The sequence below is a fragment of the Myxococcus sp. CA056 genome (assembly GCF_013336715.1).
Taxonomy (GTDB): domain Bacteria; phylum Myxococcota; class Myxococcia; order Myxococcales; family Myxococcaceae; genus Myxococcus; species Myxococcus llanfairpwllgwyngyllgogerychwyrndrobwllllantysiliogogogochensis.
Map to the genome: position 1 here is coordinate 1,688,372 of NZ_JABUMT010000002.1, position 15,337 is coordinate 1,703,708.

Below are 15,337 nucleotides of genomic sequence, written 5' to 3' on the forward strand. Positions count from 1 at the left end.
CGTCGTTACAAGGTTTCCACGGGAAGCGCCCGGAGGCCGTGGACCACGAAGCCCAGCATCAGGATGGAGGCGGATGGGGTGCTGTAGAAACGGCGGTATCCCGCGCGCACCTGTTCCAGCTCCTCCTGGGAGATGAGCCCGGCATCCATCGCCGGTCGTAGCCGCTCCGGGTCCAACTGGCGTCGGAACGCCTCCAGGCCCAGCGCGTCGCTGTGGTACGCGATGACGTCCAGACGGACGTCCGTGAACCCCGCGGCTGTGAGCAGGCGCACGAGCTGGCGACCGATGAAGCGATTGCCGCCGCGCTGGAGCTGAAGCCGCTCCGCCTTGCGGTGGATGGACTCCAGCTCCGGCAGGGACGGCTCCGCCACGCCCCACAGTCCCGCGTCCAGCTCGCTGACCACCAGTCGCCCTCCAGGACGAAGCAACCTGAGGGCCTCGCGCGCCGCGAGCAGGGGCTCCTCCAGGTGTTGAAACACGAAGCGCGCCAGCGCCAGGTCGAAGCGCGCGTCGGGCAGCCCTGTCTCCAGGACGGAGCAGCGGTGCACCCGCGCGCGTGCGCCCAGTCGGGCCTCCGCGAGCACACACATCCCAGGGTTCAGCTCCACGACATGCAACGCGCCGGAGGGCACCAGCTCCAGCAGCTTCTCCGCGACGAACCCAGGCCCGCCTCCCAGCTCCACCACGAACATGCTCTCCGTCAGCCCCAGGGCACGAAGGAGCCGACGCTCCTCCGGCCAGCTCAGCTCCACCTGGGCCTTCAGCCTCGCGAGCTCCTCGCCGAGCCCTCCTGAGTGTTCCTCCGGACGATATGAGCCACTCATTCCGCATCCCAGCGGCGAGCACGCATCGGCAGCCCGCCCGAGGGACGCAGTGTCACCAGCGCCTCCGGCTCCACGTGGTGTCCTTCCACGTGCTGAAGCTGGAAGCGCTGGACGACCATGGCCAGGACGAGTCGCGCCTCCATCATCGCGAAGTTGCGACCGATGCAGACGCGCGGGCCTCCGCTGAAGGGCAGGTACGCATAGGGATGTCGAGCCGAGGCGCGGCTGTCCCGGAAGCGCTCCGGGTCGAAGGTCTCCGGCTCGCTCCAGTAGTCGGGGTGGCGATGGAGCAGGTACGGGCTGACGATGACCAGGGTGCCGGCGGGGAGGTGATAGCCGCCCACGCAGTCGTCCTCCCGGCAGATGCGCGACATCAACCACACCGGGGGATACAGGCGCATCGCCTCCTGGAGCACCCGTCCTCCGAAGTCGAGCGCCCGCACCCGCTCCGCCACCAGTGGCTTCGTGCCCAGCAGCGCCCGCGCCTCCTCGCGCACGCGAAGCCGAGCCTCCGGATGCAGGCCGAGCAGGTGCAGGCTCCAGGTGAGCGCCTTGGCCGTCGTCTCGTGGCCCGCCATCAGGAAGGTGAAGATCTGCTCGCGCAGGACGCGCTCACCGGCGGGTCCGTCGAGCGCGGGAGGATGCCCTTCCAGGAGCAGGGCCAGCAGGTCCGTGCCTCCACCCGTCTCGCGCCGCCGCGAGAGGATTCGCTGGACGAGCGTGTCGATGAGCTGGCTCGCCTCGCGGAACTGTCGCAGGCCCACCGCGTCCTCGGCGTCGAAGCGGGACATGAAGCTGTTGAGCCGCTGCACCGCCCCGGCGAAGTCCGTCGTGGCGTCCTCCAAATCACAGCCGAACAGACAGCGGGTGACGATGCGCAGCGTGAGGTGCCCCAGCTCGCGCTCCACGTCGAAGGGGATGCCCGTGCGCGCCGGGTCCTCCCAGCGACGCAACATGTCCTCGGTGCACTCCGCCATGACCTGGACCCAGGGCTCGATGCGACTGTGCTCGAAGGCGGGACGGGCCACGCGGCGCTGCTCGGCCCAGGGCTCACCCTCGGTCGTCATCAGGCCCTGGCCCAGCATGGGCAGGAGCATCATCAAGTCGGGCGTGCCCTGCTTGACGTAGTTGCGCGCGTGACTCTGGAGCACGTGCTGCGCGTGGAGGGGATGGTTCACCACCACGGTGGACCAGCCTCCCGCCGTATAGCGGAAGAGGCTCCCGTACCTGCTGGCGCTCTCCGTGAGGAAGCGCAGCGGCTGGGCGCGCAGGGCTCCCAAGTCAGGAGCATCCGTCACCAGCGGAGGCAGGGGCAGGTTGAGGTCCGCCAGGCTCATGGCATCACCCTGAGCACAGGCTCTCGGTCCTGGAAGAGGGGATGTTTCGCCGCGCGGTACGACGCGGAGAACACCCCCTGGAGCTTGCGGTACTCCCGCATGAAATCCTCCCGAGGCATCCGCGTCCGCGTCACCGCGTGCTGCAAGTCGAAGTGCTCCCAGTGGGGCCGGCCATTCGGCTGCCGCTCCAGGATGTGCTCGAACGACTCGCACGCGGGCGTGCCCGGCAGTGGCGTGAGCAGGGTGAAGGACGGATAGTCGACGCCCTGCTCTCGGATGAATGTCGCGAGCTGGTCGAACTCCCGAGGCGTGTACTCCGGCTTGACGATGAAGCTGGCGAAGACGTGGATGCCCAACTCTTTCGCCGCCTGGAGCCCCTGGAGTATCTGCTCGCGCGCCTGCCGCTTGTTGTAGTCCTTCAGCTCGTGGTCGAGCACCGCCTCCAGCCCGAAGAAGACGCGCCGCAGGCCGATGTCCCGCCACCGCCGCATCAGGTCCAAATCCCTCAGGAAGGAGTCGATGCGGCAGTACGCGAAGTACTCCTTCTCCAGTCGAGCGGCTTCAATCTGCTCGGCCAGCGCCCACATGCGACGCGGGTTGACGAAGGGCTCGTCGTCCACGAGGAAGACATAGCGCTCGGGGATGGTGGCCAGCTCCTCGACGACGCGCTCGACGTCGCGCTTGTAGTAGCGGCCGTCCATGATCTTCCACAGCGAGCAGAAGTTGCACCGGAAGGGACAGCCCACCGTGGTCCGCAGCAGCGCGATGGGCTTCATCCAGTCGATGAAGTAGCGCGCCCGGTCCGCCGGCACGAGGCTCCGGTCCGGAAAGGGCAGCGCGTCGATGTCCAGCTTGGGCGCCTCGCCTCCGAAGCGGAACGTGTCCGGGGCGCGTGCCCACGCGCCTGGGATTCCCGTGAGCCCGTCTCCCGCCTCCAGCGCCTGGAGGATGCGCCGGAACGGGCGGACTCCCTCGCCACTCACGACACAGTCAATCTGGGGCTCGAAGAAGTCCTCGGGCATCAGCGTCGCATGGTGTCCCCCCACCACCGTGCGCACCCGGGGCAGCAACGCCTTGGCCTGCCGACACAGCTCCAGCATCCGGGGCACGTGCATGGAGTAGCCCGTGACGCCCACCACGTCGGGCTCGAAGCTCCACAGCGTCAGCGTCAAGTCATGGGGATGCAGGCGCAAATCGAGCAGCCGCACCTCATGGCCATCCTGACGGGCCCCCGCGGCCAGGTACTCCAGGGCGAGCGGCTCCGCGATGGCGCCCAAATCTCCCCAGCCGATGAGCTCCCTCTTCGCGTTGGGATAGAGCAACAGGACCTTCATGTGCCGTCCTCCTTCGCTCGGGTGCCGAGCGCGAACTCACCCACCGCGCCCTCGGCCAGCGGGGGGATTCCACTGGCGCGCGCGAACAGCTCCGAGTCGCCGCCGCCCAGCGCGCACGGCGCCAGGTCCATGGCGGTCGCCGCCAGATACAACGTCTGGAACAGCACCCCGACGTTCTTGAGGATGAGCGCGTAGCCCATGGCCTGGTACTTCCAGAAGACGCGCGGGAAGCGGGCCGTGATGACGAGCAAGACCTGCGGCCGTCCCTCCCGGGCGAGCGTGTGCCAGGCGCCTTCCAGCAGCTGCTCCACCTGCTGCGTTCGCGGCGTCAGCTTGCACAGCTCGTGCTGCCCGGAGCGGTACTGATACAGGCCGGACTCCAGGCCCTCGCAGCGGTCCACGACGAGGTACAGCTCCAGCTCATACAGCGCGCCTCCACCGGGGTAGGGGCGCTCACCCAGCTCGCCATGTTCCGTGGAGAGGACCCGGCGCGTGCGCGCCGCGCGGTACAGCAGCTCACCAAGCTGTTCGAGGCTGATGGGCGGCTCGCCATACGTGCGAAGCGAGCGGCGTCGCTCCAGCACCTGGGTGAAGGGCGCGTCCTCCTGCGAGAGCCGCTTGAGGTCGGGCCGGGGCAGCGGCACCACCGCCTCCGTCATCCGGGGCTTCAGCGCGGGCAGGGGCTCCATCCGGTGCTCGAAGCGATACGTGGCGCCATAGGGGCTCGGCAGTCGCCCCAGTCGGCTGTGCCCATGGAACAGCAGGTCCTCCGGCTCCCACAGCGCCAGCGCGGCGTCCTCCTCCTCGGGGACGTGCACCGCCTTCGCGTCCAGGAGCATCCCCAGGAGGAGGTCCACGGCCTTGATGGGCAGCGTGGCGGCGCGCTCCGTCAGCTCGGCCAGGGAGCGCGGGCTAGACAGCTCCGGGAGGAGCGCCGCCGCCCGTGTGTCCCGCAGCAGCACGCGGGCGTGGGACGCGGGGACTTCCACCACGAGCTGGTGGTCCTCGCGACGCACGCACGCGAGCCGTGAGAGGACATACTTCGCCTCGGGCCTCCGGGGCTCCGAGTGGCCGGGGGCCGTGCTCGGCAGCAGCGTCGCCAGCGGTGCGTCCTCCAGCAGCAGCGTCCGGTACAGGAAGTCGTTCCGTGCGAGGGATTGGAGCAGGTGGTCCAGCAGGAGGCTCGCGGTGGGGCCATCGTGCGGCTCCGCGGTGTCGAGCAGCTCGTGTTCCGTGCCGCCTGTCTCCAATTGCTGGAGCGCGGCCCGGGCGCCGGCGGACAGGCCGCCGAACTCCAGACCGAAGCGGGGACTGGCGACGACGCGCCGCCCATCCTCCAGCGTGTGGACCTTGATGCCGGGCGTGAGCCCGAAGGATTCATGGAGCCGCATCGCGTCCGTTCCTCAGAAGAAGATGCCGGTGGGGTTGAGCTGCTCCTCGCGCAGCGGCCGCTGGACCCAGCCCAGCCGCGCGGGCACGTCGTAGAGCCGGCCCGGCCCGAAGCGCTTCCAGAAGTGACGCATGCCGGGGACCATCACCTTGACGACGGGCAGCCCCACGTCGGGCTGCGTCTGGTCCAGCACCAGCGTCTCCATGCCCGCGCGCCGCGCGTGCGCGACACAGCGCTCCACGTCCACGCGCAAGTCGCCGGAGGACAGGTCGGGGAGCAGGCCCAGGGGGCGCGCGGCGGCGTTCGGGTCAGGGAGCAGATAGGGCTGGTTCGCCGCCGTCGCCGTCTGCCACCACCGGACGGCCTCCCGCTCGGGGAACCAGTAGAGCGTCTTGCCGTCCGCGTCCCGGTGCTGCACGGCGGGGAGGAACTGGTTGACCTCCGTGAGCGCCCGCAGCAGCGCGACGCGCGCGTCCAGGTGCGCGCCGAAGCCCACGACGATGTCCTCCACCGGCGAGTCCCATCGCCGTGACACCGCCGCGAGCGTGGGAATGCCCAGGTCCGCGGTGACGTCCAATACCCACAGCTCTCGCTGGAGTCGGCCGTAGTGCTCCCGCAGCGCGTGGACGTACGGCAGGTCCACGCTGTCCAGGTCCACGGCGGGCCGCCGCGTCCGCGAGTACCACCAGAGCGCCACCGAGTCGCGCTCCACCAGCTCCAGGAAGCCCTGGAGGATGGCCTCCTCCAGCGTGTTTCCCGCCGCGCAGCCGTTGGAGTCGCTGGAGCAGAAGAACCACTTGCGCAGGTCCGGGTGCCCGAAGGAGCAATAGGCGCTGGGGACGTGGCGGAAGCGCTCGTGCGTGAGGGACCACGCGTGGGTCCAATGGATGCGCCGGTCGGGGTCGAAGACCTCCGGCACATGGTGGAAGCCGGACGGGTGGCTGGCGTTCCACTCCGCGCGCTGGGCGTATTGCGCGGGGCTGAAGTTCATCAGCGCGTTGGGGTGGACGGCCTCGTCCCGGAGCTCGTGGAGGCTGGCCACGTGGCTCCACTCCTCACCCCGGTAGACGCCGGAGTAGCGCTCGATGGCTTCGCACAGCGCGCTCACCCGCGCCTGGGCATCCGTTGTCCCCTTGCCTCCGCTGCGGCCCCGGAGGTTGAGCAGGACGAAGCGCAGGTCCTGCTGCATCAGCGCGAAGTTGTGTCCGGCCGCGTAGCTGTGGACCAGCCCCGCGCCGTCGTCCGCGCTCAGCGGCTCCAGGTTGCGCACCACGCCGGTGATGGGGCTGATGTGCTTCTCCAGTCGCGCGAAGGTCTGCTCGGGGGATTGGGTGCGATGGCCCCCGTCACCGTCGAACCGCTTGGGACAGGGCCTGGGGATGACGGGCAGCGGCGCGCGCGACGTGGCCTCCGCGTCCGAACACACCGGACACTGGGGCCTGCGCACGAGCGCGTGTCGCTCCAATTCCAGCGTCGTCAGGTCCAGGGTGACCAGCTGTTCGCTGAGCGGGTGCTCGGGGCCGAGCACCAGCGCCTTGGCCACCTCCAGCGCCGCGAGCTGGAAGGCCGTCCCGGTGGTGGCCGACAGGCTCGCGGCCGGCAGCACCAGGGGATGGACGTGGCCCTGCTCCCGCTCCAGGAAGGACTCAAGCTGCCGGTTGGAGCGCAGGCGCTGCGCGAGGCAGGCCCAGCACGCCGTCAACGCGGGACGGAAGACGGGACCCAGCCACAGCGTGCCGCCCACGGGCCTGGCCAGCATCCAGGGCCTCCGCGCCGCGAGCGCCCGGCGGTTGAGCGCATCGAGCGCGGGGTGCAGGTAGTCGTCGCAGAGCACCAGCTGGAAGCCCGCCTCACCCTCCGAGCGCAGGCCCTGGGCGCGCAAGGCCTCTCGCTGGGACTCCTCCCACTCGCCCCCGAGCGAGACGATGGACACGGGCGTCTGGAGGCGCTCGGCCACGGTGGCCATGTCCACGCCGAGCGCGTGCCAGAAGGGCGCCTGCTCCGGCGCGTCAGTGCTTCCCTCGAGGATGCAGCCCTGCTCCGCGGCGATCTCCAGCGCGTGGGAGACCTCCACCAGGGACAGTCGCGAGGAGAGCGCCTCGAAGACCTCCGGCAGCGAGTGGTGTCCGTCCAGCAGTGGCACGAGCAGGGGGAAGGCGCGACCTCGCAGGAGCAGGTAGTCCTTCTCGTGCAGGAGCAGCACCGTCGACTCGTCGACGCGCTCCACGCGGCAGTGGCTCTTCCAGACAGGTCTCGACAGCATTCGTGACTCCCGGGGGCATGAAGCGTGGGCACCGCTGGAACGACAGGGGCGACACCGGAGCCCGGTGGCGCGCGGCCGCCGGGTCCGGAGCGATGCGCGGGGCTCAGGTGCAGGTGCAACAGGGACAGCAGCAGCAGCAGACCGAGACATCCTTGGCCGCGGCGCCCGCCGTCCCGCCCGGCGTCACGGTGGGCTGCGGCGGGATGAACAGGGTGATGTTCCCGTCCTTGTTGCGGTCCCAGCTCTTGAGCTGCTCGTCGTAGCCCGTCGTCGTCGCTCCGCTGTACGCCTCGGTGAAGGCCACCGACTTGGGGATGGTGTCGAAGCCGTAGACCTTCAACAGGTCCGGGTCCTGCTCAATCTGGCCCTTCTTGCCAGGGTTCGCCCAGACATCCTGGATGAGCTTGGAGTACGCCGTGCGGAAGTCCGCCATGTTCATGCCTCGCTGCGAGTGGTGAGCGGCCCCGGATGAAAAACCAGTACGCGAAGACACGCTCGACAGGGCCGCCGCCGCGTTGTGCATGACGCACGCCAGACGCGGGCACCGCCTCGCTCGCGAGTCCTGTCGCTGGGATGCGACACATCCCGCGTCTCGAAAGTCGCCGCGCTGCTTGCTTGCCACAAGCATTTGCTTGTCACGGGGACGCCGGCACACGCGTTTTCATCCCAGACGCGCGCGAAAGGAGAGGGTTGTCGAGATTTTTGACTGGTTGAGGTTTTGCAGGCCGGTGCGCCCCGCTTCCCCCACCCATGTTTGAGTTTGGAGCGGACGAATGCCGACGAGTCGAACCGACGCGTTTCTTCCGGTCATTGGTGAATCCATGTCCGGACTGATTCAGGTCCTGCGGGTCTTCACGCAGCAGGAGGACACCATCCTCATCAGCGGGCCCACGGGCTCGGGAAAGTCGAGGCTGGCGCGCTGGAGCCACGAGCACTCGGGGCGCAAGGAGGGGACCTTCGAGGTGCTGGATTTGATGACGGTGCCGGAGGAGCTGCAGATGGGGGCGCTGTTCGGCTGGAGGAAGGGCGCCTTCACGGGGGCGGTGCAGAACAGCCCGGGCTGCCTGGCGCTCGCGAAGGGCGGCACGCTGTTCATCGACGAAATCGACAAGCTGTCCCTGCGCGCGCAGGCGGGGCTGCTGCACGTGCTGGAGGAGCGGACGTACCGGGTGCTGGGGGAGGGCACGCTGCACCGCGCCGACGTGCGCTTCATCGTGGGGACGAACGTGGACCTCCACGAGGCGGTGACGGCCGGGAGGTTCCGCGAGGACCTCTACTACCGCGTCAATGTCCTCCCCATCCAGATTCCGCCCCTGGATGCGCGCCGGGACGAAATCATCCCGTGGGCGCAGTACATGTTGAGTCGGCGACACCAGGAGCGCGAGCGCGAAGGTGGGGCGCAGTTGGCCCCGGATGCACAGGCGCAACTGCTGAGCCGCAGCTGGCCGGGCAATCTCCGGCAGCTCGACAACATCGTCCGCCGTGCGTACTCGCTGGCGGTGATGTCCCAGGTCGAGCACGAGGTCCTGCTGAGGGACAGTCATGTGATGCAGGCGCTGGGCTACGAGGAGTCGCCCACGTCGCGCTCGCTCATCGAGGCGCTGCGCGTGGCGTCCGCGTGTTTCGTCATGGAGGCCCAGCGCGCCGCGGTGCCGTGGGACCTGGACCTGGCGGATGCGTTTCGCGGCTTCGTGCTCGGCACCGCCGTGCGGCAGGTGGGGCGGGAGGAGGCCTTCCTCCTGTTGGGCCGCAAGCGGCTCTTGAAGAATCGCAATCACTACAAGGCGCTCGAGCGCGAGCTGCGGAAGGTGGACGCGCTCGTCGAGGCGGTGGGGCAGTCGCCCTCGCCCTTCACGGACCTGGTGGACCTGACGCTCGGGAAGGTCTGAATGCGCCCCGAGCAAGAGGAGTCGAGCGCGTCCGGGTCCACGCGCTTCGAGGCGCTCTGGAGTCAGCACCAACGCGCCCTGCTGCGAATCTGCGAGCGGACGCTGGGGGACCTGGACGCGGCCAGAGAGGCGATGAGCCGCACGGGAGTTCGTGTCTGGCTTCAGATGTCGCGCTCCTCCTCCCAGGAGGAGTGGCCCTGGGCGCTGCTGCGTCGGGTGGCCATCAACGTCTGCATCGACCTCCAGCGTGAGCGGCGCCGCCAGTCGTGGCGGTGGACGTCGCTCGACGAGGAGCTGGGGGATGGCGCGGAGCTGGAGGCGGCGCGGCCGTGTGGGGAGCAGGAGGAGCAGCAGTTGCAAGCGCTGTTGCTGGAGCTGCTGGAGTCGTTGCCGCCGCAGTTGAGGGCCTGTGCGCGTCTGGCCTTCGTCGAACAGCAGGGCTATGCGGACATCGCGGCGACGCTCCGGCTGACGCCCGCCAACGTGCGCAAAATCGTGGAGCGCTCCCGCAAGCGGCTCGTCCAGCCGCTGGCCCAGGCGGGGGTGATTCGCGACGAGGCCAGCTTCCATCGCTGGCTGTCGGGGCGGCGCAAGCGGACGGACGGCTGATGCGCGCCGAGCCGGCTCCCATCCATGAAGGAGGGATGGGAGCCGGCCCGGTTTCAGCCGCGACGAAGGCTCACTGGCGCGCGGCGGCGACGGCACCGGTGACGGTGCTGACCAGGGGCCCGATGAGCGCGGGCGCGGTGCTGACCAGGTGCTGGAGCACGTCCGTCCAACCCTTGTCGGCGGCGGTGCCCATCACCGCGGGCTGGTAGCCCTTACTGGCGGCGGAGACGGCGCCACCGATGGTGTTCACCAGCGGCCCGATGAGGTGGGGCGCGGAGGAGACGAGGGATGAGAGCACGTCCGTCCAGCCCTTGTCCGCGCCGGCCGGCTGGTAGCCCTTGCTGGCGGCGGAGACGGCGCCACCGATGGTGTTCACCAGCGGCCCGATGAGGGCGGGCGCGGTGTTGACCAGGTGCTGGAACACGTCCGACCAGCCCTTGTCGGCGGCGGGCTGGTAGCCCTTGCTGGCGGCGGAGACGGCGCCACCGATGGTGTTCACCAGGGGCCCGATGAGGGCGGGCGCGGTGCTGACCAGGTGCTGGAGCACGTCCGTCCAACCCTTGTCGGCGGCGGTGCCCATCACCGCGGGCTGGTAGCCCTTGCTGGCGGCGGAGACGGCGCCGCCGATGGTGTTCACCAGGGGCCCGAGGAGCGCGGGCGCCGAGGAGGCGAGGGACGAGAGCACGTCCGTCCAACCCTTGTCCGCGCCGGCCGGCTGGTAGCCCTTGCTGGCGGCGGAGACCGCGCCGCCGATGGTGTTCACCAGGGGCCCGATGAGCGCGGGCGCGGTGCTGACCAGGTGCTGGAGCACATCCGTCCAGCCCTTGTCCGCGCCCTGCGGACCCGTGGCCATCAGGGGATGTGTGAGGCCGATGGGCAGGCCAACGAGTTGCGAGAGGCCAGGGAGATTCGGCATCTGCGGATACGTCATGGTTTTGACTCCTTCGTTCGACTGGGTGACTGCGGGAGCCGTGGGAGCGCCCAGCCCGAACGGCAGGCTGACCGGGACCACGGTTTTCGGCGCTGCGCCGAAATCGGTGTTGAGGAAGACGGAGCGGTTGCGCACCCAGTTGGTGTCGGGCGTCACCAGCAACTCAGGCGTCTGCTGGAAGCCCAGGCTGGAAATCTGGGCCGCGGCCTGCTGGAGGCACTGCGCGTAGGAGACATTCGGCGTCCCACCGAGCACCTGTCCCAGCGTGAAGGTGAACACAGACAGGTTCTTGGTGAGCTGCGTGCCCGCGGCCGCCGTCTGCTCGGCGGTGCAGGCCGTCAGCAGCGTGCAGTTGGCCTGGGGTGGCTCGGCCGCCACCTGCGGGTCATACGCCTTGGTGACAGCCACTCCCGGGAGAATCTGGACGGGCCGGCCGAAGCCCCGGAAGGGAATCTCCCCGGCGCGCTCGTCGGAGCTCCGGTGCAGCCAGGAGCGCTGGTGCGCCTGCGTGGCGGGCAGGAAGGCCTTCTCTCCCGTGGTGGCGCCGAAGTCGCGAGGGTCGATGTATGCCTTCACCTTGGCCAGCTCGACGCGGCGGGTGGCTCCCAGTTGATGGAGCTTCCGGGCGAAGTCCGACGCGATGAAGAGGTCCTTCTCCATCCCTCCGGAGTGGCACGCGTCCAGGACGGTGGTCAGCACGCCCTCGGGGAGCGGCTGGGTCAGCTTGGAGAAGTCCTGGTCGAAGAAGAAGTCGTCGTAGAGCACCAGGCTCTCTCGCCAGACCTCGTCTATCTGCACGCGGTAGCCATGGCCGGAGAAGAAGAAGACCAGCGCGTCATCCTGCGTGGCACCGTCGAACAGCCAGGCCAGCGACTCCTTCAGGTTGCTCAGCGTGGCGGCCTCGTCCAGCCGGACCTGGATGTCCTTCGGCGCGAACCCATACTGCGTCCCCAGCAGGCTCACCATCAGGTTGGCGTCGTTGATACAGCTCGACAGTTGATTGATTTGGGGACGGTAGTTGTTGATGCCCGCGACGACGGCCTTGCGGTTGCGAATCTGGTTCGGCGCGCGCAGCTCCGAGGAGGTGCGCTTGGTCGGTGTTTCCTTGGGAGGGGGGGGCGGACTCGCGGGGGGCTTGGGGGTGGCGTCCGTGCCGCTCGGGGTAGAAGGACTCATGGCGTGCTTCGCCTCCTGGGGCGCTTCGGGAGCACCGCGAAAGCGCGGTGGGTGGTGCGCCTTGAGAACGAACGGAGGACGCGTGGCGTGACACGTCCCGCGGACGTCAATCGCCAGCACTCGAGGGCTGTCACGAGCCCTGCTTACGGACCGTTATGGGAGGCGCGGTCTGGATGCGATTCGCGCGGGAGGAAGTCGATGCCGAAATACTGTCGAGAGAAGTTCGAGAACTCCACCACGGGGAAGGAAGTCTGGGTGTGCTGGCAACAGGACAAGCACGTCCACGACGCTTCACTCATCACCACGATTGCCCAGTGGCTCGGCACGAATCAGGGAGGGGTCTGGCAGGTGCGTGCCAACAGCTACCAAAGCAATCAGTCCTCACCTGGAGAGAATGATTTGTCTTACTCCAGTTGAGGACACCGGGGTGGAGGGAGTCTCCCGGCTCCCTCCACCCCGGGCTGTCTTCACCCCGGGTGGTTTCATGCGACAAGCCACTTTCGACGGGGAGCCCCGCTCTTTAGTGTGCCGCCGACATGAACCTCCCCGCATGTCGCTCTTCCGCCGTCTCGGTCCCCGGGTCCGTACGAACCACCGTCCCGTGTCAGCGCGCACCCTCCCGCCTCCGGCTCTCGTTGCTGGTCGCCCTGGTGGCGCTGGGGGCCACGGGCATGGGGTGCTCATCGGACGAAAGCCCGCCGCCCCCTTCCTCGGGTGGAGACGCGGGCACGCCCCGCCCGGATGCGGGAGGTCCACCGTCGGACGCCGGTACCGAGGAGCCCGCTCCGGATGCCGGTGGAGAGCCGGCGCCTGCCTTCACCGTGCTCCCGCCTTCCGAGCCGACGCTGCGCTTCGCGCCGCGGAACACGACGCGCTTCAGCGTCCAGGTGCGACGTGATGACTCGTTCACCGGCGACGTCACCCTCACGCTGGAGGGGCTGCCCGCCCACGTCCTGGCGGACGCGCTGACGCTGTCCGTGCCGGGGGCGGAGAACCTGGCCAGTTTCGAGCTCCACGTGGAGGAGGCCGCGGCCTATGGGCGCTGCCCCATCCGGGTGGTGGGAGAGGGCCGGGGGGAGCGTGTCGAGGTGTCGGTGACGCTGGAGGTCCAGCCGGGGCAGGCCGCGCTGGATGTCTCGTTTGGCTCACAGGGGCTCGGGCTCCCCGCGCTGGGGCTGTCCGCGGTGAGCATCAACGCCATGGCCGTGACGCCGGACGGGAAGTGGATTCTCGCGGGCTCCACCGGCTCGGCGGGCCTGAGGGACGTGCTGGTGGCGCGGCTGCTGCCGGACGGAACGCCCGATGTCTCGTTTGGCACCCAGGGCACACGCGTCATCGACGTCTGTGACGGTGATGACTACGTCGACGCCGTCACCGTGCTCTCGGACGGGCGGGTCGTGCTCGCCGGTGGCGCCATCGCGGACACCAACAGCTGCACGGCGCGCAACTACCAGAGCCTGCTGCTCGTGCGGCTCACCGACACGGGCGCGCTGGACACCACCTTCGGGACGACGGGGGTGAGGACCTTCCAGCTCTCCGCGGGCAACGCCACGCTGCATGCCCTCACCGTGGACTCCCGGGGCCGCGTGGTGGGCGCGGGGACCGTGCAGAACACGGACCGGGACCAGGTCCTCGTGCGACTGCTGCCGACGGGCCAGCTCGACACCTCGTTCAGCGCGGACGGACTCGCCTGGGAGGACGTCGGCGGGGACGACGAGGGGCTGGGGGTCATCGCGCTCGCGGACGACTCGCTCCTGCTGGCGGGCACGACGGCGTCTCACAACCATGGCCTGTCGCTGCGGCGCTATCAGGTCAACGGTGAGCGGGACCGCGCCTTCAGCTACAGCCCTCCCGCCTATGTCACCCCCAGGCTCACGCCCCGGACGCTGCACCTCCTGGAGGGTGGCAAGGTGCTGGTGGGGACTCGCGCCGTGTTCAGCGGGGAAGGGGCCGGCACCGGCGCGGGGCTGCTGCGCATCGACAGCGGCACGGGCGCGGTGGACGCCTCCTTCGGCACGCAGGGCTACCGCTACTTCGTGACGGTGGAGAATCAGGCGAGGGACGTGCTCGTGGGCACGGGGCTGCTGCCGGGCGGCGACATCGCGCTGTCCACGGTGTACCGGGACGAGTCGGGCGCGCCGGGCCTGGGCCTCATCCATGTCTCCGCGAACGGGCTGACGGTGCTGCGCTCGCACCACTCGGACCCGCCCGGAAGCGAGCGGCCTCTCGTCGCGCGGCTCGACGCGGAGGGCTTCTTCCGGGTGGCGGGCCTGCACACCGCGCCGGGACAGTCCGTGGAGACCCCGTTCGTGGCGCGCTTCTGGCCCTATTGAGTCCGTCCCCATCCGCCTCCACGCCCCGTCAGCTGTCGAGCGGGCGGGGAGGCGGGCGTGGGGCGCGTTGACTCGCCTGGAGGGGGCTCCGAGAATGCGCGCTCCCCAGGCCCCGTGGAGCCCCGCTTGAACCTGCTGACCCGCGTGAAGAAGAGCCTCCGACACCGGGCCGCCCATCAGGCCTCCCAGCCCCTCTCGAAGCTGCTCAGCCTCACCGGCTTCGGCCGCTATGGGCCGGGCCCCCAGCTCAAGAGCCCGGAGCCGCTGCGGCAGGCGGGCATCCCCTACGAGACGTTCCGCTTCGACGTGGCAGGGCTGGACCGCTTCTGGAACGAGCTGCAGGCGGGCAGCCCCGTGCTCCGGCACTACTGCTCGCTCCAGCCCTACTGGGAGAAGCGTTCGCAGTACCACTACTCCTGGACGCAACTGGCGCCGCTGCTGTCGCGCGAGGACGCCGTCTACCTCGACATCGCCTCCACGCTGAACAGCCCCTACCTGGAGGTCATCCGCGCCCTGGCGAAGACGCGCAACGTGTTCGTCCAGGACCTGGTGTTTCCGCCCGGCATCAACGGTCATGAGATTGGTGGCTCGGCCGCGGAGCTGCCGCTGGGCAATGCCTCCGTGGATGCGATGACGCTGCACTGCTCCTTCGAGCACTTCGAGGGGAACGCGGACACGGGCTTCATCCGGGAGGCGGCGCGGGTGCTGCGGCCCGGGGGCCGGGTCTGCATCGTCCCGCTGTATCTGGGCGAGTATGCCTTCACGATGTGTGACCCCGCGTGGGGTTATGACATCCGCCGCGAGGCCGAGCCCGTCATCCACCTCTTCCCGGGCTGGGGAGAGCGGCACGGGCGCTTCTATGGCGTGGACACGCTGAAGGAGCGCGTCCTGGACCCCGCTCACGCCGCGGGGCTCACGTCCCGCGTCATCCACTTCGAGAACATCCTCGAGCTGCACCCGACCTGTTACACCCACTTCGGCCTCGTGCTGGAGAAGCCCGCGGTCGGTTGAGGCTCGGTCCCCAGCCCCGTGCCCGGGGCGGGGGCCTCTCCCCTGAGGTCGTGGCACTGAAGGCATCGCGCCGGGCGACACGCGCCCAGGCGCGGTGGCGCATTCTTTCTTCATTTCCAGGTCGCGAACGCGAAGCGTCGAATGCGGTGCGCCACCTGGGCGGTAGGTGTGTCTCCCTGATGAAGCCGGAGTGCGAGCCGCACCCTGTCCGAAACGTCTGCTGTCGGGCGACACCCGCGA

General features: G+C 69.4%; 12 protein-coding genes. 5 read left to right on the forward strand and 7 right to left on the reverse strand.

The annotated features are described in order from the left end of the window. Nucleotides 1-5: 5 nt before the first annotated feature. The 6 genes from HUA76_RS14355 to HUA76_RS14380 form a co-directional block, all read right to left on the reverse strand. Nucleotides 6-824 carry a class I SAM-dependent methyltransferase gene (locus HUA76_RS14355; RefSeq protein WP_174461146.1) on the reverse strand — a complete coding sequence of 273 codons (819 nt, stop codon included), beginning with the start codon at nt 822-824 and terminating at the stop codon, nt 6-8. After that, on the reverse strand, nt 821-2,161 hold the full coding sequence (locus tag HUA76_RS14360; protein ID WP_174461147.1) for a cytochrome P450: 1,341 nt from the start codon (nt 2,159-2,161) through the stop codon (nt 821-823). The genes HUA76_RS14355 and HUA76_RS14360 overlap by 4 nt, the downstream gene beginning before the upstream one ends. After that, nucleotides 2,158-3,495 carry a B12-binding domain-containing radical SAM protein gene (locus HUA76_RS14365; RefSeq protein WP_174457799.1) on the reverse strand — a complete coding sequence of 446 codons (1,338 nt, stop codon included), beginning with the start codon at nt 3,493-3,495 and terminating at the stop codon, nt 2,158-2,160. Before HUA76_RS14365 ends, HUA76_RS14360 begins: the two co-directional genes overlap by 4 nt. Further along, the gene (locus tag HUA76_RS14370) at nt 3,492-4,886 is read right to left on the reverse strand and encodes a SagB family peptide dehydrogenase (RefSeq protein WP_174461148.1); all 1,395 of its coding nucleotides are present in this window, start codon (nt 4,884-4,886) and stop codon (nt 3,492-3,494) included. Before HUA76_RS14370 ends, HUA76_RS14365 begins: the two co-directional genes overlap by 4 nt. A 12-nt stretch (nt 4,887-4,898) precedes the next feature. After that, on the reverse strand, nt 4,899-7,148 hold the full coding sequence (locus HUA76_RS14375; protein ID WP_174461149.1) for a TOMM precursor leader peptide-binding protein: 2,250 nt from the start codon (nt 7,146-7,148) through the stop codon (nt 4,899-4,901). A 103-nt stretch (nt 7,149-7,251) separates the two neighbouring features. Then, nucleotides 7,252-7,587: a hypothetical protein gene (locus HUA76_RS14380; RefSeq protein WP_217439562.1), complete on the reverse strand. Its 336-nt coding sequence runs from the start codon at nt 7,585-7,587 to the stop codon at nt 7,252-7,254. 382 nt (nt 7,588-7,969) lie between these two features. On the opposite strand from HUA76_RS14380, the gene HUA76_RS14385 reads away from it, so the two are divergent. Further along, nucleotides 7,970-9,037: a sigma-54 dependent transcriptional regulator gene (locus tag HUA76_RS14385; RefSeq protein WP_305794235.1), complete on the forward strand. Its 1,068-nt coding sequence runs from the start codon at nt 7,970-7,972 to the stop codon at nt 9,035-9,037. Then, nucleotides 9,038-9,646: an RNA polymerase sigma factor gene (locus HUA76_RS14390; RefSeq protein ID WP_141640845.1), complete on the forward strand. Its 609-nt coding sequence runs from the start codon at nt 9,038-9,040 to the stop codon at nt 9,644-9,646. It begins immediately after the preceding gene. A 70-nt stretch (nt 9,647-9,716) separates the two neighbouring features. Here the strand turns inward: HUA76_RS14390 and HUA76_RS14395 are convergent, their stop codons facing one another. Then, nucleotides 9,717-11,753, reverse strand: coding sequence for a caspase family protein (locus HUA76_RS14395; RefSeq protein ID WP_174461152.1), 2,037 nt, complete (start codon nt 11,751-11,753; stop codon nt 9,717-9,719). 198 nt (nt 11,754-11,951) lie between these two features. Here HUA76_RS14395 and HUA76_RS14400 point away from each other — a divergent pair, with 198 nt between their 5' ends. From HUA76_RS14400 to HUA76_RS14410, 3 genes are all read left to right on the forward strand, one after another. Continuing rightward, nucleotides 11,952-12,170, forward strand: coding sequence for a hypothetical protein (locus HUA76_RS14400; protein ID WP_174457792.1), 219 nt, complete (start codon nt 11,952-11,954; stop codon nt 12,168-12,170). Nucleotides 12,171-12,388: 218 nt separating this feature from the next. Beyond that, complete coding sequence (locus HUA76_RS14405) at nt 12,389-14,086, forward strand: delta-60 repeat domain-containing protein (protein WP_254614165.1); 1,698 nt, start codon at nt 12,389-12,391, stop codon at nt 14,084-14,086. 126 nt (nt 14,087-14,212) lie between these two features. Then, on the forward strand, nt 14,213-15,097 hold the full coding sequence (locus HUA76_RS14410) for a class I SAM-dependent methyltransferase (protein ID WP_174461154.1): 885 nt from the start codon (nt 14,213-14,215) through the stop codon (nt 15,095-15,097). Nucleotides 15,098-15,337 lie beyond the last annotated feature (240 nt).

Bases quoted from the DNA above. Each gene is read 5' to 3' on its own strand.
- HUA76_RS14355 (WP_174461146.1), bottom strand. From the start codon at position 824: ATGAGTGGCTCATATCGTCCGGAGGAACACTCAGGAGGGCTCGGCGAG.
- HUA76_RS14360 (WP_174461147.1), bottom strand. From the start codon at position 2,161: ATGAGCCTGGCGGACCTCAACCTGCCCCTGCCTCCGCTGGTGACGGAT.
- HUA76_RS14365 (WP_174457799.1), bottom strand. From the start codon at position 3,495: ATGAAGGTCCTGTTGCTCTATCCCAACGCGAAGAGGGAGCTCATCGGC.
- HUA76_RS14370 (WP_174461148.1), bottom strand. From the start codon at position 4,886: ATGCGGCTCCATGAATCCTTCGGGCTCACGCCCGGCATCAAGGTCCAC.
- HUA76_RS14375 (WP_174461149.1), bottom strand. From the start codon at position 7,148: ATGCTGTCGAGACCTGTCTGGAAGAGCCACTGCCGCGTGGAGCGCGTC.
- HUA76_RS14380 (WP_217439562.1), bottom strand. From the start codon at position 7,587: ATGAACATGGCGGACTTCCGCACGGCGTACTCCAAGCTCATCCAGGAT.
- HUA76_RS14385 (WP_305794235.1), top strand. From the start codon at position 7,970: ATGTCCGGACTGATTCAGGTCCTGCGGGTCTTCACGCAGCAGGAGGAC.
- HUA76_RS14390 (WP_141640845.1), top strand. From the start codon at position 9,038: ATGCGCCCCGAGCAAGAGGAGTCGAGCGCGTCCGGGTCCACGCGCTTC.
- HUA76_RS14395 (WP_174461152.1), bottom strand. From the start codon at position 11,753: ATGAGTCCTTCTACCCCGAGCGGCACGGACGCCACCCCCAAGCCCCCC.
- HUA76_RS14400 (WP_174457792.1), top strand. From the start codon at position 11,952: ATGCCGAAATACTGTCGAGAGAAGTTCGAGAACTCCACCACGGGGAAG.